This is a genomic window from Dokdonella sp. GW821-FHT11D02 (genome assembly GCF_058808595.1).
The window spans coordinates 1,419,217-1,438,134 of record NZ_CM179520.1 but is presented as its reverse complement, the minus strand read 5'-3'; the positions used below and the strand labels follow the sequence as shown (position 1 = coordinate 1,438,134).

The 18,918-nt window shown below is 67.5% G+C and carries 12 protein-coding genes; 2 read left to right on the top strand and 10 right to left on the bottom strand.

Annotated elements, in window-relative coordinates:
* The first annotated feature begins 329 nt into the window (after window positions 1-329).
* Window positions 330-2,705, top strand: coding sequence for a penicillin acylase family protein (locus tag AC3QL3_RS06120; RefSeq protein ID WP_492897484.1), 2,376 nt, complete (start codon window positions 330-332; stop codon window positions 2,703-2,705).
* Window positions 2,706-2,750: 45 nt separating this feature from the next.
* On the opposite strand, the gene AC3QL3_RS06115 is transcribed toward AC3QL3_RS06120, so the two are convergent.
* The 8 genes from AC3QL3_RS06115 to dapD all read right to left on the bottom strand — a co-directional run bounded on the left by AC3QL3_RS06115 (window position 2,751) and on the right by dapD (window position 14,392).
* The gene (locus tag AC3QL3_RS06115; RefSeq protein ID WP_492897482.1) at window positions 2,751-5,018 is read right to left on the bottom strand and encodes a COG1470 family protein; all 2,268 of its coding nucleotides are present in this window, start codon (window positions 5,016-5,018) and stop codon (window positions 2,751-2,753) included.
* Complete coding sequence (locus AC3QL3_RS06110) at window positions 5,015-5,608, bottom strand: hypothetical protein (protein ID WP_492897480.1); 594 nt, start codon at window positions 5,606-5,608, stop codon at window positions 5,015-5,017. Before AC3QL3_RS06110 ends, AC3QL3_RS06115 begins: the two co-directional genes overlap by 4 nt.
* On the bottom strand, window positions 5,605-7,542 hold the full coding sequence (locus AC3QL3_RS06105) for a hypothetical protein (protein ID WP_492897478.1): 1,938 nt from the start codon (window positions 7,540-7,542) through the stop codon (window positions 5,605-5,607). Before AC3QL3_RS06105 ends, AC3QL3_RS06110 begins: the two co-directional genes overlap by 4 nt.
* Window positions 7,543-7,597: 55 nt before the next feature.
* Entirely contained in the window at window positions 7,598-9,613 is a 2,016-nt protein-coding gene (locus tag AC3QL3_RS06100; protein WP_492897477.1) for a hypothetical protein, read from the bottom strand.
* A gap of 160 nt (window positions 9,614-9,773) precedes the next feature.
* A complete protein-coding gene (locus AC3QL3_RS06095) occupies window positions 9,774-11,738 on the bottom strand; it encodes a hypothetical protein (RefSeq protein WP_492897475.1) in 1,965 nt (654 codons plus the stop codon).
* A 161-nt stretch (window positions 11,739-11,899) separates the two neighbouring features.
* On the bottom strand, window positions 11,900-13,039 hold the full coding sequence (dapE, locus tag AC3QL3_RS06090) for a succinyl-diaminopimelate desuccinylase (RefSeq protein WP_492897473.1): 1,140 nt from the start codon (window positions 13,037-13,039) through the stop codon (window positions 11,900-11,902).
* Between the two features lie 155 nt (window positions 13,040-13,194).
* Window positions 13,195-13,554: a Spx/MgsR family RNA polymerase-binding regulatory protein gene (locus tag AC3QL3_RS06085; protein ID WP_492897471.1), complete on the bottom strand. Its 360-nt coding sequence runs from the start codon at window positions 13,552-13,554 to the stop codon at window positions 13,195-13,197.
* Between the two features lie 16 nt (window positions 13,555-13,570).
* Window positions 13,571-14,392, bottom strand: a complete 822-nt coding sequence (gene dapD / locus AC3QL3_RS06080) for a 2,3,4,5-tetrahydropyridine-2,6-dicarboxylate N-succinyltransferase (protein WP_492897469.1) — start codon at window positions 14,390-14,392, stop codon at window positions 13,571-13,573.
* A 161-nt stretch (window positions 14,393-14,553) separates the two neighbouring features.
* On the opposite strand from dapD, the gene AC3QL3_RS06075 reads away from it, so the two are divergent.
* Window positions 14,554-15,201 (top strand): GNAT family N-acetyltransferase, encoded by a 648-nt coding sequence (locus tag AC3QL3_RS06075; protein ID WP_492897467.1) that lies wholly within the window; start codon window positions 14,554-14,556, stop codon window positions 15,199-15,201.
* Window positions 15,202-15,234: 33 nt separating this feature from the next.
* On the opposite strand, the gene glnD is transcribed toward AC3QL3_RS06075, so the two are convergent.
* Complete coding sequence (glnD, locus tag AC3QL3_RS06070; RefSeq protein ID WP_492897465.1) at window positions 15,235-17,904, bottom strand: [protein-PII] uridylyltransferase; 2,670 nt, start codon at window positions 17,902-17,904, stop codon at window positions 15,235-15,237.
* 91 nt (window positions 17,905-17,995) lie between these two features.
* Window positions 17,996-18,763, bottom strand: a complete 768-nt coding sequence (gene map, locus AC3QL3_RS06065) for a type I methionyl aminopeptidase (protein ID WP_492897463.1) — start codon at window positions 18,761-18,763, stop codon at window positions 17,996-17,998.
* Between the last annotated feature and the right edge of the window lie 155 nt (window positions 18,764-18,918).

Genomic DNA, 18,918 nt, shown 5'->3' with positions numbered 1-18,918 from the left:
CGGTGTCGCTCCATCGCCTTCCCCAAGGTTCGCGTACGTCACCGAACGACCGCACCTCACAGTGCGGCATCCCACGCCGTACGCATCGATTTCCGCTGAGCGCCGGCGCCACACCCATTCGCCGGCGGATCGGACTATATGCCGGTTTTGTGAGCCGCAACAACTTTTCGCGTGGTTTTGACATCCTCTTGCGACGCAGCATTTTCCTGCGCCGATCGATCGCGCGTCCGAGCCTAGGGTGGCCGTCGTACGAGGCAGGTCGGGCAGGCCGTGCGGCGGCATGGCGCGGCCGATGAACTAGGATGCGCCTACCTCGGGGGAGCGCGCCGATGCATCGCTGGAATCGTTTGTGGGTTTTGCTTGCCGGATTGATTTTGCTTTTGGTTGCCGCCGTCGCGGTCGGCTGGTTTGTTCTGCGCGGCAGCCTGCCGCAGTACGAAGGACACATCGTGTCGACCGCGTTGACGCAAACGGTCACGGTCGAACGCGATGCGCTCGGCAGCGCGACGATCCGCGCCGCGGATCGCCGCGATCTGAGCTGGGCGCTCGGCTACGTCCATGCGCAGGAACGCTATTTCGAAATGGATCTGCTGCGCCGTCGCGCTGCCGGCGAACTGGCGGAGTTGTTCGGCGCAGTCGCCTTGCCGGCCGATCGCAGCGCGCGCGCGCATCGCATGCGTGCGCGCATGCAGGCCACGATCGCCGCTGCACCGGCAGAACAGCGCGAGCAGATCGAGCGCTACGCCGACGGCGTCAATGCCGGCCTCGGCGCGTTGTCGGCGCGACCGTTCGCCTACCTCCTGACGCGCACGACGCCGGCGCCGTGGCGCAGCGAAGACACCCTGCTGGTGGTCGCGGCGATGGCGTTCACTCTGAACGACGCCGAGAACCGGCGCGAACTCGCGTTCACGCGGATGCGCGCGGCGCTGCCGGAGTCGGCGGTTCGGCTCATCACCGCCAGCGGCGGCGACTGGGATGCACCGCTGGCCGGCGACGCCTTGCCGCTGCCGGCTCTGCCGACGGCGGCGGAGCTCGATTTGCACTCGCTCGACCCGAGTCTGCTGCGGCCGGATGCGACCAACCCCGCCAATCTTCCCGGCAGCAACAGCTTCGCGGTCGGCGGTGCACGCGCGAACGGCGCCGCCCTGCTCGCCAACGACATGCATCTGGACCTGCGCGTGCCGAGTCTGTGGTTCCGTGCGCGCATCGTTTATCCCGATCCGCGCGGCGGTGAGGTCGACGTCAGCGGCGCCAGCCTGCCCGGCACGCCGACGATGATCGCCGGCAGCAACGGTCACATCGCCTGGGGCTTCACCAACAGCTACATTGACAACGTCGACTGGGTGCGCGTGACGCGCGATGCGAACGATCCGCGGCGCTATCTCACGGTGGACGGCTGGACGTCCATCGACGAAATCACCGAGACCTTGCACGTCCGCGGCGCAACGGACGAAACCCTGCGCGTGGAAGAGACGCGCTGGGGACCGATCCTGGCCAAAGACGTCGACGGCAGCTCGCTCGCCCTGGCCTGGAGCGCGCAGATGTCGGGCGCGTTCAATCTCGATTTGCAACGGCTCGAACTCGCGCACGACGCCGACGAAGCGGTCGCGATCGCGCAAGCCAGCGGCCTGCCGCCGCAGAACTTCCTGGTCGGCGATCGCGCCGGGCACATCGCCTGGACCTTGGCCGGACGCATTCCCAAACGCATCGGCGCCTACGACGCGTCGCAACCGGCGGATTGGTCGAAGCCGGGTCTCGGTTGGGACGGCTGGCTGCCCGCGCAGGACTATCCGCGCATCGACAATCCGGATGCGCAGCGCTTGTGGACGGCGAACCAGCGCGTCGCCGACGCATCGTGGCTTGGTGTACTCGGCGATGGCGGTTACGATCTCGGCGCACGCGCGCGGCAAATCCGCGACGATCTCGCCGCGCGTGAGCGCTTCGCGCCGGCCGACCTGCTCGCGATCCAGCTCGACGATCGCGCCCTGTTTCTCAAGCGCTGGAAGAATCTGCTGCAAAGCGAACTCGAGCACGCGCCGGCGTCGGCCTTGAACGAAACGATGCGCAAGGCGCTGGCGGATTGGAACGGACGCGCGTCGATCGACTCGGTCGCCTATCGCTTCGTGCGCGCCTGGCGCAACGAAGTGATCGACCGCGTGCTCGACGGCTTCGCCGCGGCGGTGCGCCGGCGCTTTCCCGATTTCGTCTGGCCCAGGCTGATGCAGGGCGAATACGCGGTCTGGAAAATCGTCAGCGAGCGGCCGGCGCATCTGCTGCCGCCCGGGTATACCGATTGGAGCGCGCTGTTGCTCGCCTGCGCCGAGCGCGCCGGCGGCAAGTTCGATGCGCAGCCCGGCGGACTCGCCGCGCGCAGCTGGGGTGAGCGCAACACCGCCGCCATCGCACATCCGATCTCGCGCGCGCTGCCGGCCTTCCTCGCGCGTCTGCTCGACATGCCGCGCGAACCGCTGCCGGGCGACAGCAACATGCCGCGTGTGCAAGGCCCGAGCTTCGGCGCATCGGAACGCTTCGCGGTCGCGCCGGGCGACGAAGCGAACGGTTACTTCATGATGGCGGGCGGCCAGAGCGGCCACCCGCTTTCGCCCTACTACGGCAGCGGCCACGCGGATTGGGTCGCCGGTCGGCCGACGCCGTTCCTGCCCGGACCCGCGCAGCACACGCTGACTCTGTCGCCGCCGCGCTGACGAAAAACCGCGCCGCGCGCCGAAGCCGGCGCGCGGCGCGTTCGCTCAAGGACCTTGGTCGAACCCGTTCTTGAAGATCAGGTCCGGGTCGGCGGAGATGGTGACGCTGACCGGCACTTCGATCATCGCGTGCGCCGGGTCGTTGCTGCCGACGCAGATCGTCGCTGCGTGGGTGCCCAGCGCAAGCCCGCTGCCGTCCACATTCACCGCCGCGTCCACCGGTGTGCCGCCGGCCACGACCGCGCCCGAGGTCGGCGTCACGTGCAGCCACGGCACCGAATCCGGACTGGAGCATTGCGCCGGCGAGGTGCTCGACAAGGCCAGCGTGAAGTTCAAGGTGCTGCCCGCTCCGCCGGTGTTGCGGATGGTCAAGTCGCTGGCGCCGCTGCCGCCTTCGACGATTTCGAAGGTCAGATCGCCTTCGTTGATCGTCGCGGTCGGAGACGGCGGGACGACCGCATTCACCGTCGCGCTGATCGGCACCGAGATCAGCGCATGGGCCGGATCGTTGCTGTGCACGCAGATGACGGCCGAGTATTGGCCGGGCGCGAGACTGGCGGCGTTGACCGTCGCCGTGATCGGCGCGGCCGCGCCCTGCGGCACGCCGCCCGAGGCCGGCGTCGCGCTGAGCCAAGCGACCGTGTTCGGATTGGTGCACGAGGTCGGCGCGAGATTGATCGTGTAGTTCAAGGTGCTGCCGGCGGCGCCACTGTTGGAAATGGCGAAGCTGTCGGTGGCGGTGGCACCTGCGTCGACGGTCACTTCGACGCTGCCGGGCGCGATCGTCGCGGTCGGATTGGTCGGCACGGCCTGGTTGACGGTGGCGCTGACCGGCACCGAGATCAGCGGCTGCGCGGTGTCGTTGCTGTGCACGCAGATGACGGCCGAGTATTGGCCCGGCGCGAGGCTGGCCGCATTGATCGTCGCGGTGATCGGCGCGGTCGCGCCCTGCAGCACGCCGCCGGACGCGGGCGTCGCGCTGAGCCAGGCGACCGCGCCCGGATTGGCGCACGAACTCGCCGCGAGGTTGATCGTGTAGTTCAGCGTGCTGCCCGGATCGCCGCTGTTGGAAATGCCGAACGTGTCGGTGGCGGTGGCGCCCTGGTCGACGGTCAGTTCGACATTGCCCGGTGCCACCGCCGCGGTCGGATTGCTCGGTGTCGACTGCGCCCAGGGACCGAACGCGACTAAGGTCGGCCCGGTCTTCTTGCACTCCATCGAATCCTGCGGAATGCAGTTCGCACCCGAGCAATTGGGCGGCCAGTCTTGCGAGGTGCTGTCGCGCACGGCGACGCGGTAGTACAGCGCGATCTTGCTGTTGGCCAGGCTTTCGTTGTTGACGAGCGCGTTCTTGTCCATCGCGCAATCGCCGAGATCGTAGTTGGGATTGTCGCCGTACTCGTTGTCGTGCTGGCGCGTCGCCATCACGTCGATGGTGTGGAAGCCGCGTCCGGACTGGTTGGTCGGCACGGTGTAGTCGTCGGAGCCAGGAATCAGCCGGTAGCCGTTGCCGGTGGTCGGATTGCGCACTTCCCAGGTCTTGGCGACGCCGCCGGGGCCGCCGGTCAGGCTGCGCAGGTCGGTGAACTCGGTGCTCTGGTCGACGTTGTTCTTGCTGACGGTGTTGTTGCCGCCGTCGATGTTGAACTCCATGCGCCAGTAGTTGTGGTGCCAATGGGTGACGTTGTTGTACGTGCCGTTGTTGTTGCCGAAGCCGAACGAGGGTTCGATGCGACCGTCGCTGAAGAAGGTCCAGCGCGAGGCGTACATGTACCAGGAGGCGCGGTACTGCGTGGTCAGGGTGACGTGGTCGCCGCCGTCTTCGATCGCGACGCCGGAGAAACACGAAGCGGTCGTGTTCGGATAGCCCGGCAGCTGGAACGCGCAGGTACCGTAGGACGCGGTCGGATCGTGCGAGCGGTCGCACGCGGTCGTCGCGGTGGGCGGATCGACCGAGGTGCCGAGCTTGTTCTGCACGGCGCGGTCGGATAGTACCGGGGTAGTGTCGTCCTTCCAGTCGCGGTAGCAATCGCCGCCGTCGCCGTCCTTGTACTCGGCGAACAGCATCGGCGCGTGCGCGCGCGCGAACACCAGATGTCCTTTGAAGTAGACCTTGCGCAGCTCCATGCCCGACCCGCGTGGACCCGCGCTCTGGTCGGGCGGCAGCCAGCACATCTCCCAAGTCGGATTGACCAGCGGCCAGCTCAATTTCTTTTCCGGGCTGGTGCAAGTCGGCGAATCGGCGTACGCGCTCCCCGCGTAGCCTCCGATCGACAACAGCGCCAGCAACAGTATTGCGATACGGCTCTTCATTTCGGACTCCCCGTCGAATGATGCATTGCCTTGTTCATCGCGACGCCGTCGTAGAACGGATAGACGACGCGATCGATTTGCAGGTCGACCATCGCATGGCCGACCGCATTGAGGCCTTGATCCTTGGCAATGATCGCGTGGATGCAGCGCGATCCCTTGTCGCAATAGCGGTCGCCGGGGACGCGATAGACGAACCCCTCCGACCAGATCCGCACATCCGGTGCGCCGGCGATCGCTTTCAGCTGCGGATGGTTGCGCACGAGCGCACGTACGCGCTCGACCTCCGCTTCGCTCAGCGGCATGTCGGCGCCGACCACGTCCTCGCTCTTGCTGAGCCGGCCCGCGGCATCGTAGGTCTTGCGCACGCCGACGCCGCGCTCGTAGTCCCAGCCGTACTCGACCTCGAACCGAATCTCCTTGCCGTCGACCATCGTGAAATCGCTGTGGCGACGCTCGATCACATAGCCGCGGATGCGTCCGGCGGCCGGTACGTCGCTGGCCAAAAGTCCATCGGCCGCGCTCTTCGGCGGCGGCTGCGCGGCGCAGGCGGCGAGCAGCGTCGCCGCAACCGAAACGACGACCCATTTCATCGTGCTCTCCTCACGGTCACTTGCGCCGCGGAACTGGCGACGATTTCCGGCGGCGACTTGCCGTAGCCGGCCTGCTGCGGATCGTTCGCGGCGTTGTTCCACAGTTGGTAGACGAATTCGCCGCGCGAACGATCCTGCGGCCCGAGCGAGAACGGCCGGTTCGGCCCGTCGACGCACATCGTGTTTTCTCCCGGCGTCGCGTTGGCGACGGCTTCGTCGCGCAGGAATTCGATGTATTCGCGGCTGGCGGTCTGGTAGTACAAAGTCGCGCGTACGCTCAGCGGCGGCACCGCCGTCACCGGTACGCTGAAGCTGTAGTCGACGCCGTCGCGGTTGACCAATACGCCCGAGCCCGGCGAGGTCTCGGCATAGATCTGGCCGACCGGCGCGGCTTCCTCGCCGAGCGGATCATCAGTGGACTTCGGGCGGAAGCCGAGCGGCGGAATGCGATTGTCCTTGGCGACGCAGTTGTTCAAGACGAAATGGAACTGCTTCTTGCCGCCCTCGGTCGTCACGCACTCCTGCGTGCCGGCATTCCAGACGCCTTGCAGGATTTCGTAGACGCGCGCCTGCGCATCCTCGGTCAACAGTGCGGTGGCGGTGTCGTATGCGCCGCTCTCCGCCACTACTTGTTTGTTGGCGTCGCGTACCTGCACGTTGAGCCACATGCGGCGGCCTTCGGAATAGCCAGTCGGCAGCTTGTGGCCGGAGAGATTGGTCACTTCAACGCGCAACGCCAAGGTACCGGGCGTCGCCGAGACGGGCGGCTGATACGAAGTCACCGCCGTCTCCACCGCCGCGCTCGACTGCAGCATCGCGCGTGCCCAGCCGATCGTGCGATCGAAGTCGTCGGGACGGCCGAGAGTCTGGCCGTACTCGCCCTTGAGGATCTCCGGCACCCAGGTGTTGCCGCCGACGAATTCGTGCAGCGGCAGGTTGCCGGTGCGCGAGCCGGACGGATTCATGTCGCAGGCTTTGGCGAGCGGGTCTTCCGACATGCGCATGTGGCAGTTCTGGCAGCTCTGCGCCTTGGCCAAGGCCGGCCGGCCCGGCGGCGCATCGCCGAGGCCGTCGCGAAAGATCGCTTCGGCGAACAAGCTGCGCGTCCATTCGGTGTAGGTGCGCTCGATCGGAAACGGCCGCCCGCTGTCGCTGCCGTCGGCGCGAATCAGCGTGCGCAGCGGACCTTCGTCGGTATCCGGCGTGGTGACGTCGTGACAGCTGCCGCACAGCGCCGACTGCTCGTGGTACTTGGACTGCACCCAGCCGTGCGGAGCCTCCAGCGGATCGCCCGCGGCGTAGGTGTACGGTCCGCGCCGGCAGGGGCCGGCAAAACCGCTGCTGTTACCCGGCGTCACGCATTGCAGCGCGTCGTCGAGCCAGACGTTGGCGTTGCCGACCATGTTCGCCTCGCCGGCAGGGCCGGTCGGCATCAGGCGGTGGCAGAAGTTGCAGTCGACGCCGGAATAGTCGTTGGTCTTCAGATCGTCGCGCGCGTAGTTGCCGACCAGCTGGCAGCCCTTCTCGCCATTGGGCAGCGGCGGATCTCCGGCGAAACCGGTCTTGACCACATGCCCCTTGTACCAGCCGCCGGGCGTGTGGCAGCGCAGGCAGTAGTCGCCGACACCGGACTTGCCGATCGCGGCGGCATCGGCGTTGGCGATGTCGAGCGCAGCCCAGAACAAAGGGTCGCGCGTGGCATTGGCCATCATCGAGCCGCCCCAACTCGAGTGCGGCATGAACGAATCGTTCTGCGCGTTGCGGCTGCGATGGCAATCGGCGCATTCGCTGCTCGGGCTCAAGGTCGAATTGAGGCCAGGCTGGGTGCCGTGCGGAGTGAAATCGAGCGCGCGCGCCGTGACGGCGAGCAGCACGAACGCCGCTGCGGCGGCGGCCATGCGCCACCGCAGTACGGATGCCTTAGCTGGGATCATTCCGACTCGTCCGGAAAACCTTGCTCGCTATTGCGTCACGCGCGAACCGATGCCGTCACGGTGCCGTCGAATCGAATCCGTCCTTGAAGATTCGATCGTTCACCGTTTCGGCCACATCGGGTACCAGCGTGGCGACTTCGTACGCCGCCGGGTCGCCGGCCTGCGCCACGCGCAAGCTCGCCGTGCCCTTCTTCGGCCCCACTGGCACGGTAAACGAGTAAGAGTACAAAGTACCCCAGTCCAAGGTCGTACCCCCTTCGGGCGCGCTCCAGGCCAGGCGGTCGTTGTCCCGCGTCACGTTCCAGGCGCTGCTGCTGTCGACGGTGCCGTTGCTGAAGGTGATCGTGCCGGCCGAGCTCGTCGACGGCAGCGGAATGCTGAAACTGTCGAAGCCCTTGTTGCTGACCACACGCGGATCGGGACCGTTGGCCGCGCCCTGGATCACCGCGCGGGCGAAGTCGAAGTTCATCACCGCATAGTCGTAGCGCCAGTTGCCGTCGCCCAGATCGGTCACCTTGACCGCGATCTTGGCGTGGCCGCCGGTCACCGCGAGTTCGGTGTTCATCGCGTTCGCGCCGGGCGCGGCCGGATCGACCCAGCGATCGATCGCGGCGCCGAGGCGGTAGTTGGCCTGGTTGGAGAACGACCACGTTCCGCCGTTGTAGTGCGGCGTGCCGGTGACGGTCGCCATCGAGTTGTAGATGTTGATGTCCTGCCGCGCCAGGTACCACGAGTCGAGCAGATAGCTCGCGCCAGCGTTGGTGGCCGGATCGAGCTGCGACTCGCGCACCGTCATGCGCTGGGTCCAGTCGTCGTTGCCGTTGCTCTGCTGGTTGCCGGTGCAGTCCGGATCGAAGATCGACCCGCAACGGCCCCAGATGCCGGTGGCGGGAACGATTTCCGAGCGCGGCCCCATATCGCTCGGACTGTCGTTGTTGCCGGTGCCGTAGGTGTCGCTGCAGCTGCGGCCGAGCGAATGGGGATCGTTGCAGCTGTCGGCGCAGCCGCCGTTGGTGGTCAGGAACGCATGCTTGACGCCGGAACGGCCGATCTGCTCGATGCCGCCGTTCGGATTGATGCGATACATGTTCCAGATCAGGTACGGATGCTGATCGTTCTTGTAGGGCGGATTGTAGGCCGGCGCTTCGCCGGTGAACTTCGTGTGCCAGGCGATGTTGGCCGTGTACAGCGCGGTGCTGGTGCCGAGCGGATCGCCCGGAATGGTCGCCTGCGCGGTGCCGTTGTTGACGTTGTTGCGCAATGTCGAATTGGGCACGAACGACACCGTGCCGTCGTTAGTGCCGCCGGGACCGTCGCAATTGCGGCAACCCGCGGTCTGGAAATCGATGTCGCGCATGAACAGGTCGGCTTGGTACTTGGTGCCGGCCGGCGCGCCGGGTACCGCGATGCCGGGCCACGGATACGGTTCGCAGGTGCCGCCGACGACTTCGTCGCTGCCCTGCACGAACACTTGCGTATTGAGGGCCAGATCGGAAACCGCCCAGCCCTTCGCTTCCGGCCGCCCGATGCGCGCCACGAACGCAGGCGTCATGCGCAGGTCGGCCGCGCGGATGGCCAGGCTGCGCTTGCCGTCGGCCAGCTCGAACATGACCCGATCGATGTAGAACCAAGCCTTGCCGTCGCCGCTGACCACGTCGATGATGTTGGAACCGTCCTCGCGCACGCGCAGGGTCAGCTGGCGCAGGTCGACCAGACTGCCGTCGGGCAAGTGCAGCACGTAGCCGCCGCGCATCTGCAGCGAGCCGCCGCTGAACTGCTGCAGCGCGCCGTTGCGCACGGTGAACTTGAGGCTGCCGCTGTCGCGCAAGGCGAACCACTCGTGGCGGCGGATGTCGGTTTTCTCCAAGCGGTCGCGCGGCGTCGCTTCGACGGTGACGCCGAAGTTGCCGAGCAGACCCAGGTTCCAGCGGAAGCCGATGTCGCCGCCCCAGGCGGACCAGGCTTGTGGTGCGGCGGCGGCTTCTTCCTGTTGCGCCTTCTCGATGACGCCGGCATGCGCGAACGGCAGGACGCCGCACAGGCCGAATAGGACGCTGATGCTTCGTTTCATCTCGAAATTACCCCATTGAGCGACGCGCGGAGGTGCACACGCAGCCGAAAGTTGCGGATGTAACCGAACGGCGGAGCGGCGAATCTAGCACGGTCGGCGCGGCACGTCGTGATGCACAGCAAAACGACGCGCCACGGCCGCGAGCCGGCGGACGCGACGGCTAATTCGTCGTCGCGCCGGCCGTTTGCATCAGTTCGGGCGGCGATTTGCCGTAGCCGGTGCGCGCGACGACACCGTCGAATCCGTCGGCGAAGATGCGCTCGCCGGCGACCGGTTCGTTCCACAGATCGAACAGATATTGGCCGCGCGTCTGGCCCTGCGGCCCGACCGTGAACGGGCGCGGCCGGTTGATGTCGCCCGGCCCGCACATCGCGTTCTCGGCCTCGAACGCGTTCTCGCTCGCCTCCTCGCGCAGGAACTCGATGTATTCCTTGCTCGAGGTCTGGTAGTAGAGCCGCGCGGTCGCGGTCAGCGGACCGGAGGTGCCCGGCGGCAGCGTCACGGCGTAGTCGACCTCGTCGAAGTTGACCAGGGTGCCCGAGCCCGGCGCGGTCTCCGCGTAGCTCGCGCCGACCGGACGCAATTCGTAACCGTTCGGGTCGGCCACAGTCGCCGGCTTGAAGCCGAGCGGCGGAATGCGGTTGTCCTTGGCGATGCAGTCGTTCAGCACGAAATGGAACATCGGCTTGCCGTCGACGTCGTCGACGTCGCAAGCGCCGGCACCGCGATGATTCCAGATGCCTTGCAGCGCCTCGTACACCCGCGCCTGCGCGTCTTGGGTCAACACGCCGCTGGCGGCATCGTAAGCGGCGCTTTCGAAGACCAGAGAACCGTTGACGTCGCGCACCTGGAGGTTCAGCCACATGCGGCGCCCCTCGGCGTAGCCGGTCGGCAGCTTGTGACCGCTGAGATTGGTCACCTTCACGCGCAGGGCGAGCGCACCGGCACTGCCGCTAGCCGGCGTGTACGAGGTGATCGTAGTCGCCACCGAAGCCGCGTTCATAAGCATGTTGCGCGCCCAATCGATCGTCTGATCGTAAGCGCTGGTGCGATCGGAGTGGCCGCCGTTGTTCTCGATCTGCGCGGCGTATTCGCCTTTGATGATCTTCGGTACCCAGGTATTGCCGCCGGCCAGCGCGTGCACCGGCAAGTTGCCCTGACGGTTGTTCTCGCGATAGCTGCAGGCGTAGGCGTCCGCTTCTTGGCTCGGGGGCATGTGGCAGGACTGGCAGCTCTGCTCGGGCGCCTGCGCGTACTGGCTCTGCAACCATTCGCCGTAGGTGCGCTCGATCGGGAACGGCCGCGTCGTATCGGTGCCGTCGGCGAGCTTCAAGGTCTTCAACGGACCGCTGGCAGTGTCGGGCGTGCTGACGTTGTGGCAGGTGCCGCACAAGGCGCTCTGCGTGTGGAATGCCGAATACTTCCAAGGATGCGGCGCCGGCGTGCCACCGCCGGCGTAGTCGTAGGGACCGCCGCGGCAAGGCTCGAACATGCCGTTGTCCGGATCGCAGGCCACATCGTCGATCCAGGCATTGCCGTTCTCGGCATACGGCGGCTGTCCCTGCGGTCCTTGCGCCAGCATGCGGTGGCAGTAGTGGCAGCCGGTGCCGCCGAAATCGCTGTTGCGGTCGTCGGGCGAGGCGTAGCTGCCGTACAAGAGGCAGCCGGCGGCGCCCTTGAGCGGATCGTTCGGCGTCGGATTGAGCCCCTGCTTGACCACGTTGCCGCGGAACCAGCCCTGCGGCGTGTGGCAGCGCAGGCAGTAGTCGCCGACTCCGGGAACGTCGTGATTGGCGACGTCGAGCGCGGCCCAGAACACCGGGTCGCGCGTAGCGTTTGCCATCATCGAGCCGGCCCAGGTCGAGAATGGCCGCAAGGTGCGATCGACCGCGACCACGCCGCCGCCACCGCTGCCGTGGCAGTTGCTGCATTGCTCGTTGTATTGCAGGTCGTTGGCCAGCCCCGGCTGCGTGCCGTGCGGCGTGAAATCGGTCGCGCCCGACGGCGCCAGCCGGCGCGAAACGCCGAACCAATCGGCCGCTGCGGCCGGCGCCGGCAGCAGGAACACGGCCAAACCGAGGACGAACAAAACGCGAAGCGGGACGAACGTGCTGAGCGAGCGCATCTTAGGGCTACGAATTCGTGGCGGGAGGGCGCATCCGGCGTCGCAGCGCCGAACCGCGCAGCCCCCTGCAACGCTTCGACTCCACCCACGCCGACGCCGAGTGTAGGGGGAACCGTGCGAACGCGTCATGCTGCGCGTGCGACGACGCCGCGCGAACGCCGTCAAATCGCATCCGTGCCGAGATAGCGCTCGGCGATCGAGCGATACAGCAGCGGCAAGCGCTCGAGTTCGTCCAGCGCGACGTGCTCGTCGATCTTGTGGATGCTCGCGTTGCACGGACCGACTTCGACCACCTCCGCGCCGAGCGGCGCGATGAAGCGCCCGTCGGAAGTGCCGCCGCCGGTGCTCAGCTCCGGCTCCACCCCGCACAACTCGCGTATCGCCGCGATGGTCGCCTCGCGCAACACACCGGTGCGGGTCAGGAACGGCTCGCCCGACAACCACCAGTCGATCTCGTAGACGACGCCGTGGCGATGCAGGATTTCCTCGACGCGCTGGCGCAGTCCGTCGGCGCTGCTGGCGGTGCCGTAGCGGAAGTTGAACACCGCACGCAGATCGCCGGGAATCACATTGTCGGCACCGGTGCCTGAATTGAGATTGGAAATCTGGAACGAGGTCGGCGGGAACGCTTCGTTGCCTTCGTCCCAACGCGCGGCCGCGAGTTCGGCCAGCGCCGGCGCGAGCCGGTGGATCGGATTGTCGGCCTTGTCCGGATAGGCGACGTGGCCTTGCACGCCGCGCACGCGCAGGCGGCCGGTCAGCGAGCCGCGCCGGCCGATGCGGATCAGGTCGCCCAAACGCACGCGTGCCGACGGTTCGCCGACGACGCAGGCGTCGAGCCGTTCGCCGCGCGCACGGAATTCCGTCGCGACCCGGCGCACGCCGTCGGCCGCGATGCCCTCCTCGTCCGAGGTCAACAGCAGCGCGACGCGGCCGCGATGCCGCGGCTGCGCGCGCACGAACTCTTCCAGCGCGACCACCATCGCGGCGACGCCGGATTTCATGTCCGCCGCACCGCGGCCGTAAAGACGTCCGTCGCGAACGGCCGGCTCGAACGGCGGATGCGTCCACACCTCGGGCGGGCCGCTCGGCACCACGTCGGTATGCCCAAGAAACGCCAGCACCGGCCCGTCGCCGCCGTGCGTCGCCCACAGGTTGTCGACCTCGCCGTAACGCAGGCGCTCGATGGTGAAGCCGGCGCGCGCGAGGATTTCGGCGATCAGATCCTGGCAGCCGGCGTCCTCGGGAGTGACCGAGGCGCGGCGGATCAGATCGCGGGTGAGTTCGAAGACGGCGGACATGGGAGAGCCGGGATTCGGGATTCGGGATTCGGGATTCGGGATTCGGGATTCGGGATTCGGGATTCGAAGCAAGCTTACTCGTTCGTCATTCGCGCGAACGCGGGAATTCGTCGTGACCTGTGCTCGAGGCGGCAAATCGCTTCACGGGCAGCGCACTAGTTCTCCTCGAATGCTTGCGCGTACAGCTTGTCGGTGAAGCCCTGCTGCACGCGGCCGTCGTCGAACACGGCCAGCGGGCGTCGCACCAGTGCCGGGTATTCCTTGATCAGCAAGGTCCATTCGGCATCGCTGCCGGGCGACTTGCGCGCATCGGGCAGGCTGCGCCAGGTGGTCGAGGCACGGTTGACGAACTTCTCCCAACCGCCGATTTGGCGCGCCCACGCCTTCAGCGATTCGGGCGCGATCTTTTGCTCGCGATAATCTATGAATTCGTACGCGACGCGCTTTCGATCGAGCCAGTTGCGCGCCTTCTTGCAGGTGTCGCATTTGTCGAGGCCGTAGATTTTCGTGGTCATGGTTCGGAACCCGTCCTCAAGCGCGCAGGAGTTCGTTGATCGAGGTCTTCGCGCGCGTCTTCGCATCGACCTTTTTGACGATGACCGCGGCGTACAGGCTATGGCTGCCGTCGGCCGCCGGCAGCGAACCGGCGACGACGACGCTGCCGGCCGGCACGCGGCCGTAGCTGACCTCGCCGCTGGCGCGGTCGTAGATCTTGGTCGATTGGCCGAGGAAGACGCCCATGCCGATCACGCTGCCGCGTTCGACCACCACGCCTTCGACCACTTCCGAGCGCGCGCCGACGAAGCAATCGTCCTCGATGATGGTCGGATTGGCTTGCAAGGGTTCGAGCACGCCGCCGATGCCGACGCCGCCGGAAAGATGCACGTTGGCGCCGATCTGCGCGCAGGAACCGACCGTGGCCCAGGTGTCCACCATGGTGCCGGCGCCGACGTGCGCGCCGATGTTGACGTAGCTCGGCATCAGCACGGCGTCCTTGGCCACGTGCGCGCCGCGTCGCACCAGCGCGCCCGGCACCACGCGCGCGCCGGCAGCGCGAAATGCCGCCTCGTCGGCCGCGGCGAAGCGCAGCGGCACCTTGTCGAATGCAGCCATTGGGCCGCCGTCCATCACGCGGTTGGGGTTGATGCGGAAGTACAGCAGCACGGCTTTCTTCAACCACTGGTGCACCTGCCAGCCGCCGTTGCCGTCGGGTTCGGCGACACGCGCCGCGCCGGCTTCGAGCGCATCGAGGATATCGTCGATGGCCGGGCGCAGGCGCTCGGAAATTTCGTCGGCGGCGAGCGCGTTGCGACGCTCCCAGGCGTCGTCGATCAGGGTTTGCTGCAGTGGCATTGCTGTCCTCGGATGGGGCTGTGCGAGCGCTGCGCGGAAGATCGCACGCATCGGTCGCAACGAGTGCTTGGCAGCGCGGAAGTGTACCGAACGCGCCGGCCGTCGCCACGCACCGCTGCCGGCTTCTGCGAAAATGCGCGCCCACATCGGAGAGTTGAGTCTTGCGCGGCGTCGATCTCGATCTGATTGAACAATGGCTGCGCGCACGCTCGATCGGTCGCGGTTTGCCGCATCCGATCCGCGACCGCGGCGGTTTGCGCGTCGATACCGCGACGGCAGCGGAAACACGCCGCTACGCGTTCGCCCGGCCGAGCGAGGACCTGCGCGAGCTGGCCTACGCGATCGATGCGCCGCGCATCCCGCTCAAGCTCGCCGGCACGCACGCGGAAATGGCGCCGTTGCTGCCGCCGCGCTGGCAGATCGCCGAACCGGGTTTCCTGATGGTCGGCGATGCGGCCGTCGTCGTGACCGCATCGCCGCTGCCTGTCGGCTATCGGCTCGATCTCTCGACCGTGCAGGCGACCACGACGGCGCGCATCCTCGATGCCGACGGCGAGGCGGCAGCGTGCGGCTACGCGGTCGAAGACGGCGGCGTGTTCGTGTACGACCGCATCGTGACCGAGCCTGCGCACCGTCGGCGCGGACTCGGACGCGCGCTGATGGCCGCATTGGCCTCCGCGCGTCGATCCGATACGGCGTTGCCGCTGCTGGTGGCGACGCCCGAAGGCCGTGCGCTGTACGAGAGTCTGGGCTGGAGCGTGCGTTCGCCGTGGACGACCGCCGTCATTCCCGACGAGACGGCGGACTAGCTCCGGCGCATCACCCTCTCGCGGGCGCGACGATCAACCGCTTTCGGCGATCTCCTCACGCACCAGACGGTCGAGCAGGACGTCGCGCAGGCGAGTCTGCGCGGCCGCGTCGAGGCCGCGATCGTCCTCGTCGGTGAGCACGAAGAAGTCTTCCACGCGTTCGCCGAAGGTGGCGATGCGCGCATCGTGCACGCGTACACGCGCATCACGCAGCGCCTGCGCCACTTGCGCGAGCAGACCGGGTTGATCGCTGCAGACCAGGGCGAGCTGGGTCGCCGCGCCGACCGCGTTGAATTGGATCTGCGGCGCGCGCTGGAAGTGGCGCAGGCGGCGCGGTAGGCTGCGGCGCGGCACGCGCGCATCCAGCGTTTCGCCGGCGAGCACACGCCGCAACGCGGCCTCCAACTCCGCCGCGCGCGCCGTATCGAGCGCCGCTGAAGTGCCGGCGTCGAGCACCTCGAAGGTGTCGAACACGCGGCCATGTGCCGAGGCGAGCAGGCGTGCATCGACCACGTCGAAGCCGAGCCGGTCCAAAGTCGCTGCGATCGCAGCGAACAAGCCGTCGCGATCGGGCGCGTGCACGAACACCTCGCTGCTGCCGCCGCGCATCGAGCGCGGCTGCACCGCGACGACGAGTTCAGCCCCACTGTCCTGCTCGATCGTTCGCGCTTGCGCCGCGATTTGCTCGGGCCGATGGCGCAGGAAGCTCGCGTCCGGGAAATCGGCCAGCAAGGCCTCGGCACGCGCCGGCGCGAAGCCGCTTTCGGCGAGCAGCTCGAGCGCGCGCGCACGACAAGCCTCAGCGCGTGCTTCCTCGTGCGGCGGACGATCCAGTCCGGCGCGCAGCGCATAGCGCGCCGCGACGTAGAGATCGGCCAGGAGGCGCGCCTTCCATTCGTTCCACAGCTTCGGATTGGTGCCGGCGATGTCGGCGATGGTCAGGAGATAAAGATGATCGAGCCGCTCGACCTCTTCGACCTGGCTGGCGAAGCGATGCACCACTTCCGGATCGGTGATGTCCTGCCGCTGCGCGGTCACGCTCATCAACAGATGCCAGCGCACCAGCCAGGCGACCAGCTCGGTATCGGCGCGCGCCAGTTCCAGCCGCGCGCCGAACGCGCGCGCGTCTTCCTCGCCGAGCACCGAATGGTCGCCGCCGCGGCCCTTGGCGATGTCGTGAAACAAGGCCGCCAACAGCAGCAGTTCGGGCTTGTCCAAGGCTTCGAACACCTGGCAGGCGAGCGGCAGCTCCTCGCGCGCCTTGGGATCGGCATAGCGCGCGACGTTACGCAGCACGCGCAGGGTGTGCTCGTCGACGGTGTAGACGTGGAACAGGTCGTACTGCATGCGGCCGACGACGCGGCGGAACATCGGCAGGATCGCCGCCAACACGCCGTGGCGGTTCATCGCGGCGAGCGCATCGACCGCCGGTGCGCCACGGCGCAACAGCGCGAGGAAGGCGGCCAGCACATTCCTATCCTCGGCGAAACCGCCGCGGTGACGCGCCAGCGCCTGTTGCAGGAGGCGCATCGTCTGCGCCGACAGACCGCGCAGCTCGGGATGGTCGAGCAGCAGCGCGAACGCATCGACCATCGCGCGCGGCCGGCGCAGGAACAGCCCGGCATCGCGCGGCTCCAGCCGCAGGCCGGAAGCGACGAACCATTCGTCGAGCACGCGCGGCGCCTCGACCGGCGGCTCCAGCAGCTCCGCGCAACGTTCCTTGAATTGCGCGTAGAGCCTCTCGGCGATCGTCGCCGCGCGGTAGTAGCGCTGCATGAATTGTTCGACCGCGAGATTCTTCTCGTGCTCGTCGGCAAAACCGAGATCAGCGGCGAGGCGGCGCTGGTGATCGAACAGCAGACGTTCCTCGGGACGCCCGGCGGCCAGGTGCAGCGCGTAGCGATAGCGCCACAAGGTCGCCTCGGAGCGTTCCAGCGCGGCGCGCTCGGTCGCGTCGAGCAGATCGCCCTCGACCATGGCGGCGAAGTCGCCGGCACCGGCGATGCGGCGACCGAGCCAGCGCATCAAGTCCAATGTGCGCAAGCCGCCGGGGCTTTCCTTCAGATTCGGCTCGAGGTTGTAGGCGGTGTCGTTGTAGCGCGCATAACGCGCGCTCTGCTCGGCGCTCTTGGCGGCGAAGAATTCGGCCGGCGGCCACAGCGCCGGATCGTCGACGATCGCGTGCAGCGTCTCGGCCAGCGCGGCATTGCCGGCGAGCAGATGCGCATCGAGCAGCGAGGTGAATACGGTGACGTCACCGGCGGCGAGTTCGCGGCATTGCGCCGGCGTACGCACGGCATGACCGGGCTTCAAACCGATGTCCCAAAGACAGGTGAAGAACGCCTCCAGCGCGCGCGCCTGGCGCGCGGCCGCATCAGCCTCTACCAGCGCGAGCAGGTCGACGTCCGAATGCGGAAACAGCACGCCGCGGCCGAAGCCGCCGACCGCGAACAAGGCGCAGTCCGCCACCTCGCCGACACAGGCCTGCCACACGTGTACGACCACGCTCTCGATCGCGCTCGCGCGCCGGCGTACCAGGTCGCGGGCGTCGGCACCGGCACGAAACGCCTGCGTCAGCGTGCGGTCGATGTCGCCGAGCACCTGGCGCAGCGCCAGCCGCGCCTCGGCCGATACGCCGCTGCGCGGCATCGCCGGCGGCAGACGCGGCAGCGGTGCGAGCGGGAGGGCGTTGCGGTCGGGCATGCGCCCTACTGTACAAGCGTGCGGCGCCGCCGCGCAGCGGTTTGAATCGGATCGGTCCGGAAGCGGAATTTTTCGTCGAAAGGTCGGCGCGTCAGGCCGCGCTCGGCCACGGCGTGAGGATCTCGTAGCCGTCGTCGGTGACCGCGATCGTGTGTTCCCACTGCGCCGACAGCGAGTGGTCCTTGGTCACCACGGTCCAACCGTCGGGCAAGAGGCGCGTCTGCGGCTTGCCGGCGTTGACCATCGGCTCGACCGTGAAGGTCATGCCTTTCTGCAACTTGAGTCCGGCGCCGGCGTGGCCGTAGTGCAGCACCTGCGGGTCTTCGTGATAAATCTGGCCGATGCCGTGGCCGCAGTATTCGCGCACGATCGAGAAGCCCTGGCGCTCGGCGTACTGCTGGATCGCGTGACCGATGTCGCCGAGCGTGGCGCCGGGGCGCACTTGCTGGATGCCGAGCAGCATCGCCTCGAGCGTGGTGTCGACCAGGCGCTTGGCCAGTACCGACGGCGTGCCGACGAAGTACATGCGGCTGGTGTCGCCGTGCCAGCCGTCCTTGATCACGGTGACGTCGATGTTGACGATGTCGCCGTCCTTCAAGACCTTGCCGGGGTTGGGAATGCCGTGGCAGATCACGTGGTTGACCGAGGTGCACAGCGTCTTGGGGAAGCCCTTGTAGCCGACGTTGGCCGGAATCGCCTTCTGCACGTCGACGATGTGCTCGTAGGCGAGGCGGTCGAGCTGCTCGGTGCTGACGCCGGGTTTGACGTGGGCGACCAGCATCTCCAGCACCTCGGCGGCCAGGCGGCCGGCGACGCGCATTTTTTCGATCTGGTCGGGGGTCTTGACGGTGACGGCCATGGTTCCTCGAAAGCCTGACTGTGGCGCGGACACGCCACCCAAGCTATAATTTTACGGTTGCGCGCCCCGACTTTCGTAAGTCGTTGACGCGTAACGCAAGATGCGGCCGCGCGGGCAATCCGCAAGGCTGCTGCGGCCCGGAGCCGAAAGCTCCA

Coding starts and splice junctions, on each gene's coding strand:
- AC3QL3_RS06085 (WP_492897471.1), bottom strand. CDS start 13,554: ATGACCACGAAAATCTACGGCCTCGACAAATGCGACACCTGCAAGAAG.
- AC3QL3_RS06105 (WP_492897478.1), bottom strand. CDS start 7,542: ATGATCCCAGCTAAGGCATCCGTACTGCGGTGGCGCATGGCCGCCGCC.
- dapE (WP_492897473.1), bottom strand. CDS start 13,039: ATGTCCGCCGTCTTCGAACTCACCCGCGATCTGATCCGCCGCGCCTCG.
- AC3QL3_RS06110 (WP_492897480.1), bottom strand. CDS start 5,608: ATGAAATGGGTCGTCGTTTCGGTTGCGGCGACGCTGCTCGCCGCCTGC.
- AC3QL3_RS06100 (WP_492897477.1), bottom strand. CDS start 9,613: ATGAAACGAAGCATCAGCGTCCTATTCGGCCTGTGCGGCGTCCTGCCG.
- map (WP_492897463.1), bottom strand. CDS start 18,763: ATGGCCGTCACCGTCAAGACCCCCGACCAGATCGAAAAAATGCGCGTC.
- AC3QL3_RS06120 (WP_492897484.1), top strand. CDS start 330: ATGCATCGCTGGAATCGTTTGTGGGTTTTGCTTGCCGGATTGATTTTG.
- dapD (WP_492897469.1), bottom strand. CDS start 14,392: ATGCCACTGCAGCAAACCCTGATCGACGACGCCTGGGAGCGTCGCAAC.
- AC3QL3_RS06095 (WP_492897475.1), bottom strand. CDS start 11,738: ATGCGCTCGCTCAGCACGTTCGTCCCGCTTCGCGTTTTGTTCGTCCTC.
- glnD (WP_492897465.1), bottom strand. CDS start 17,904: ATGCCCGACCGCAACGCCCTCCCGCTCGCACCGCTGCCGCGTCTGCCG.
- AC3QL3_RS06115 (WP_492897482.1), bottom strand. CDS start 5,018: ATGAAGAGCCGTATCGCAATACTGTTGCTGGCGCTGTTGTCGATCGGA.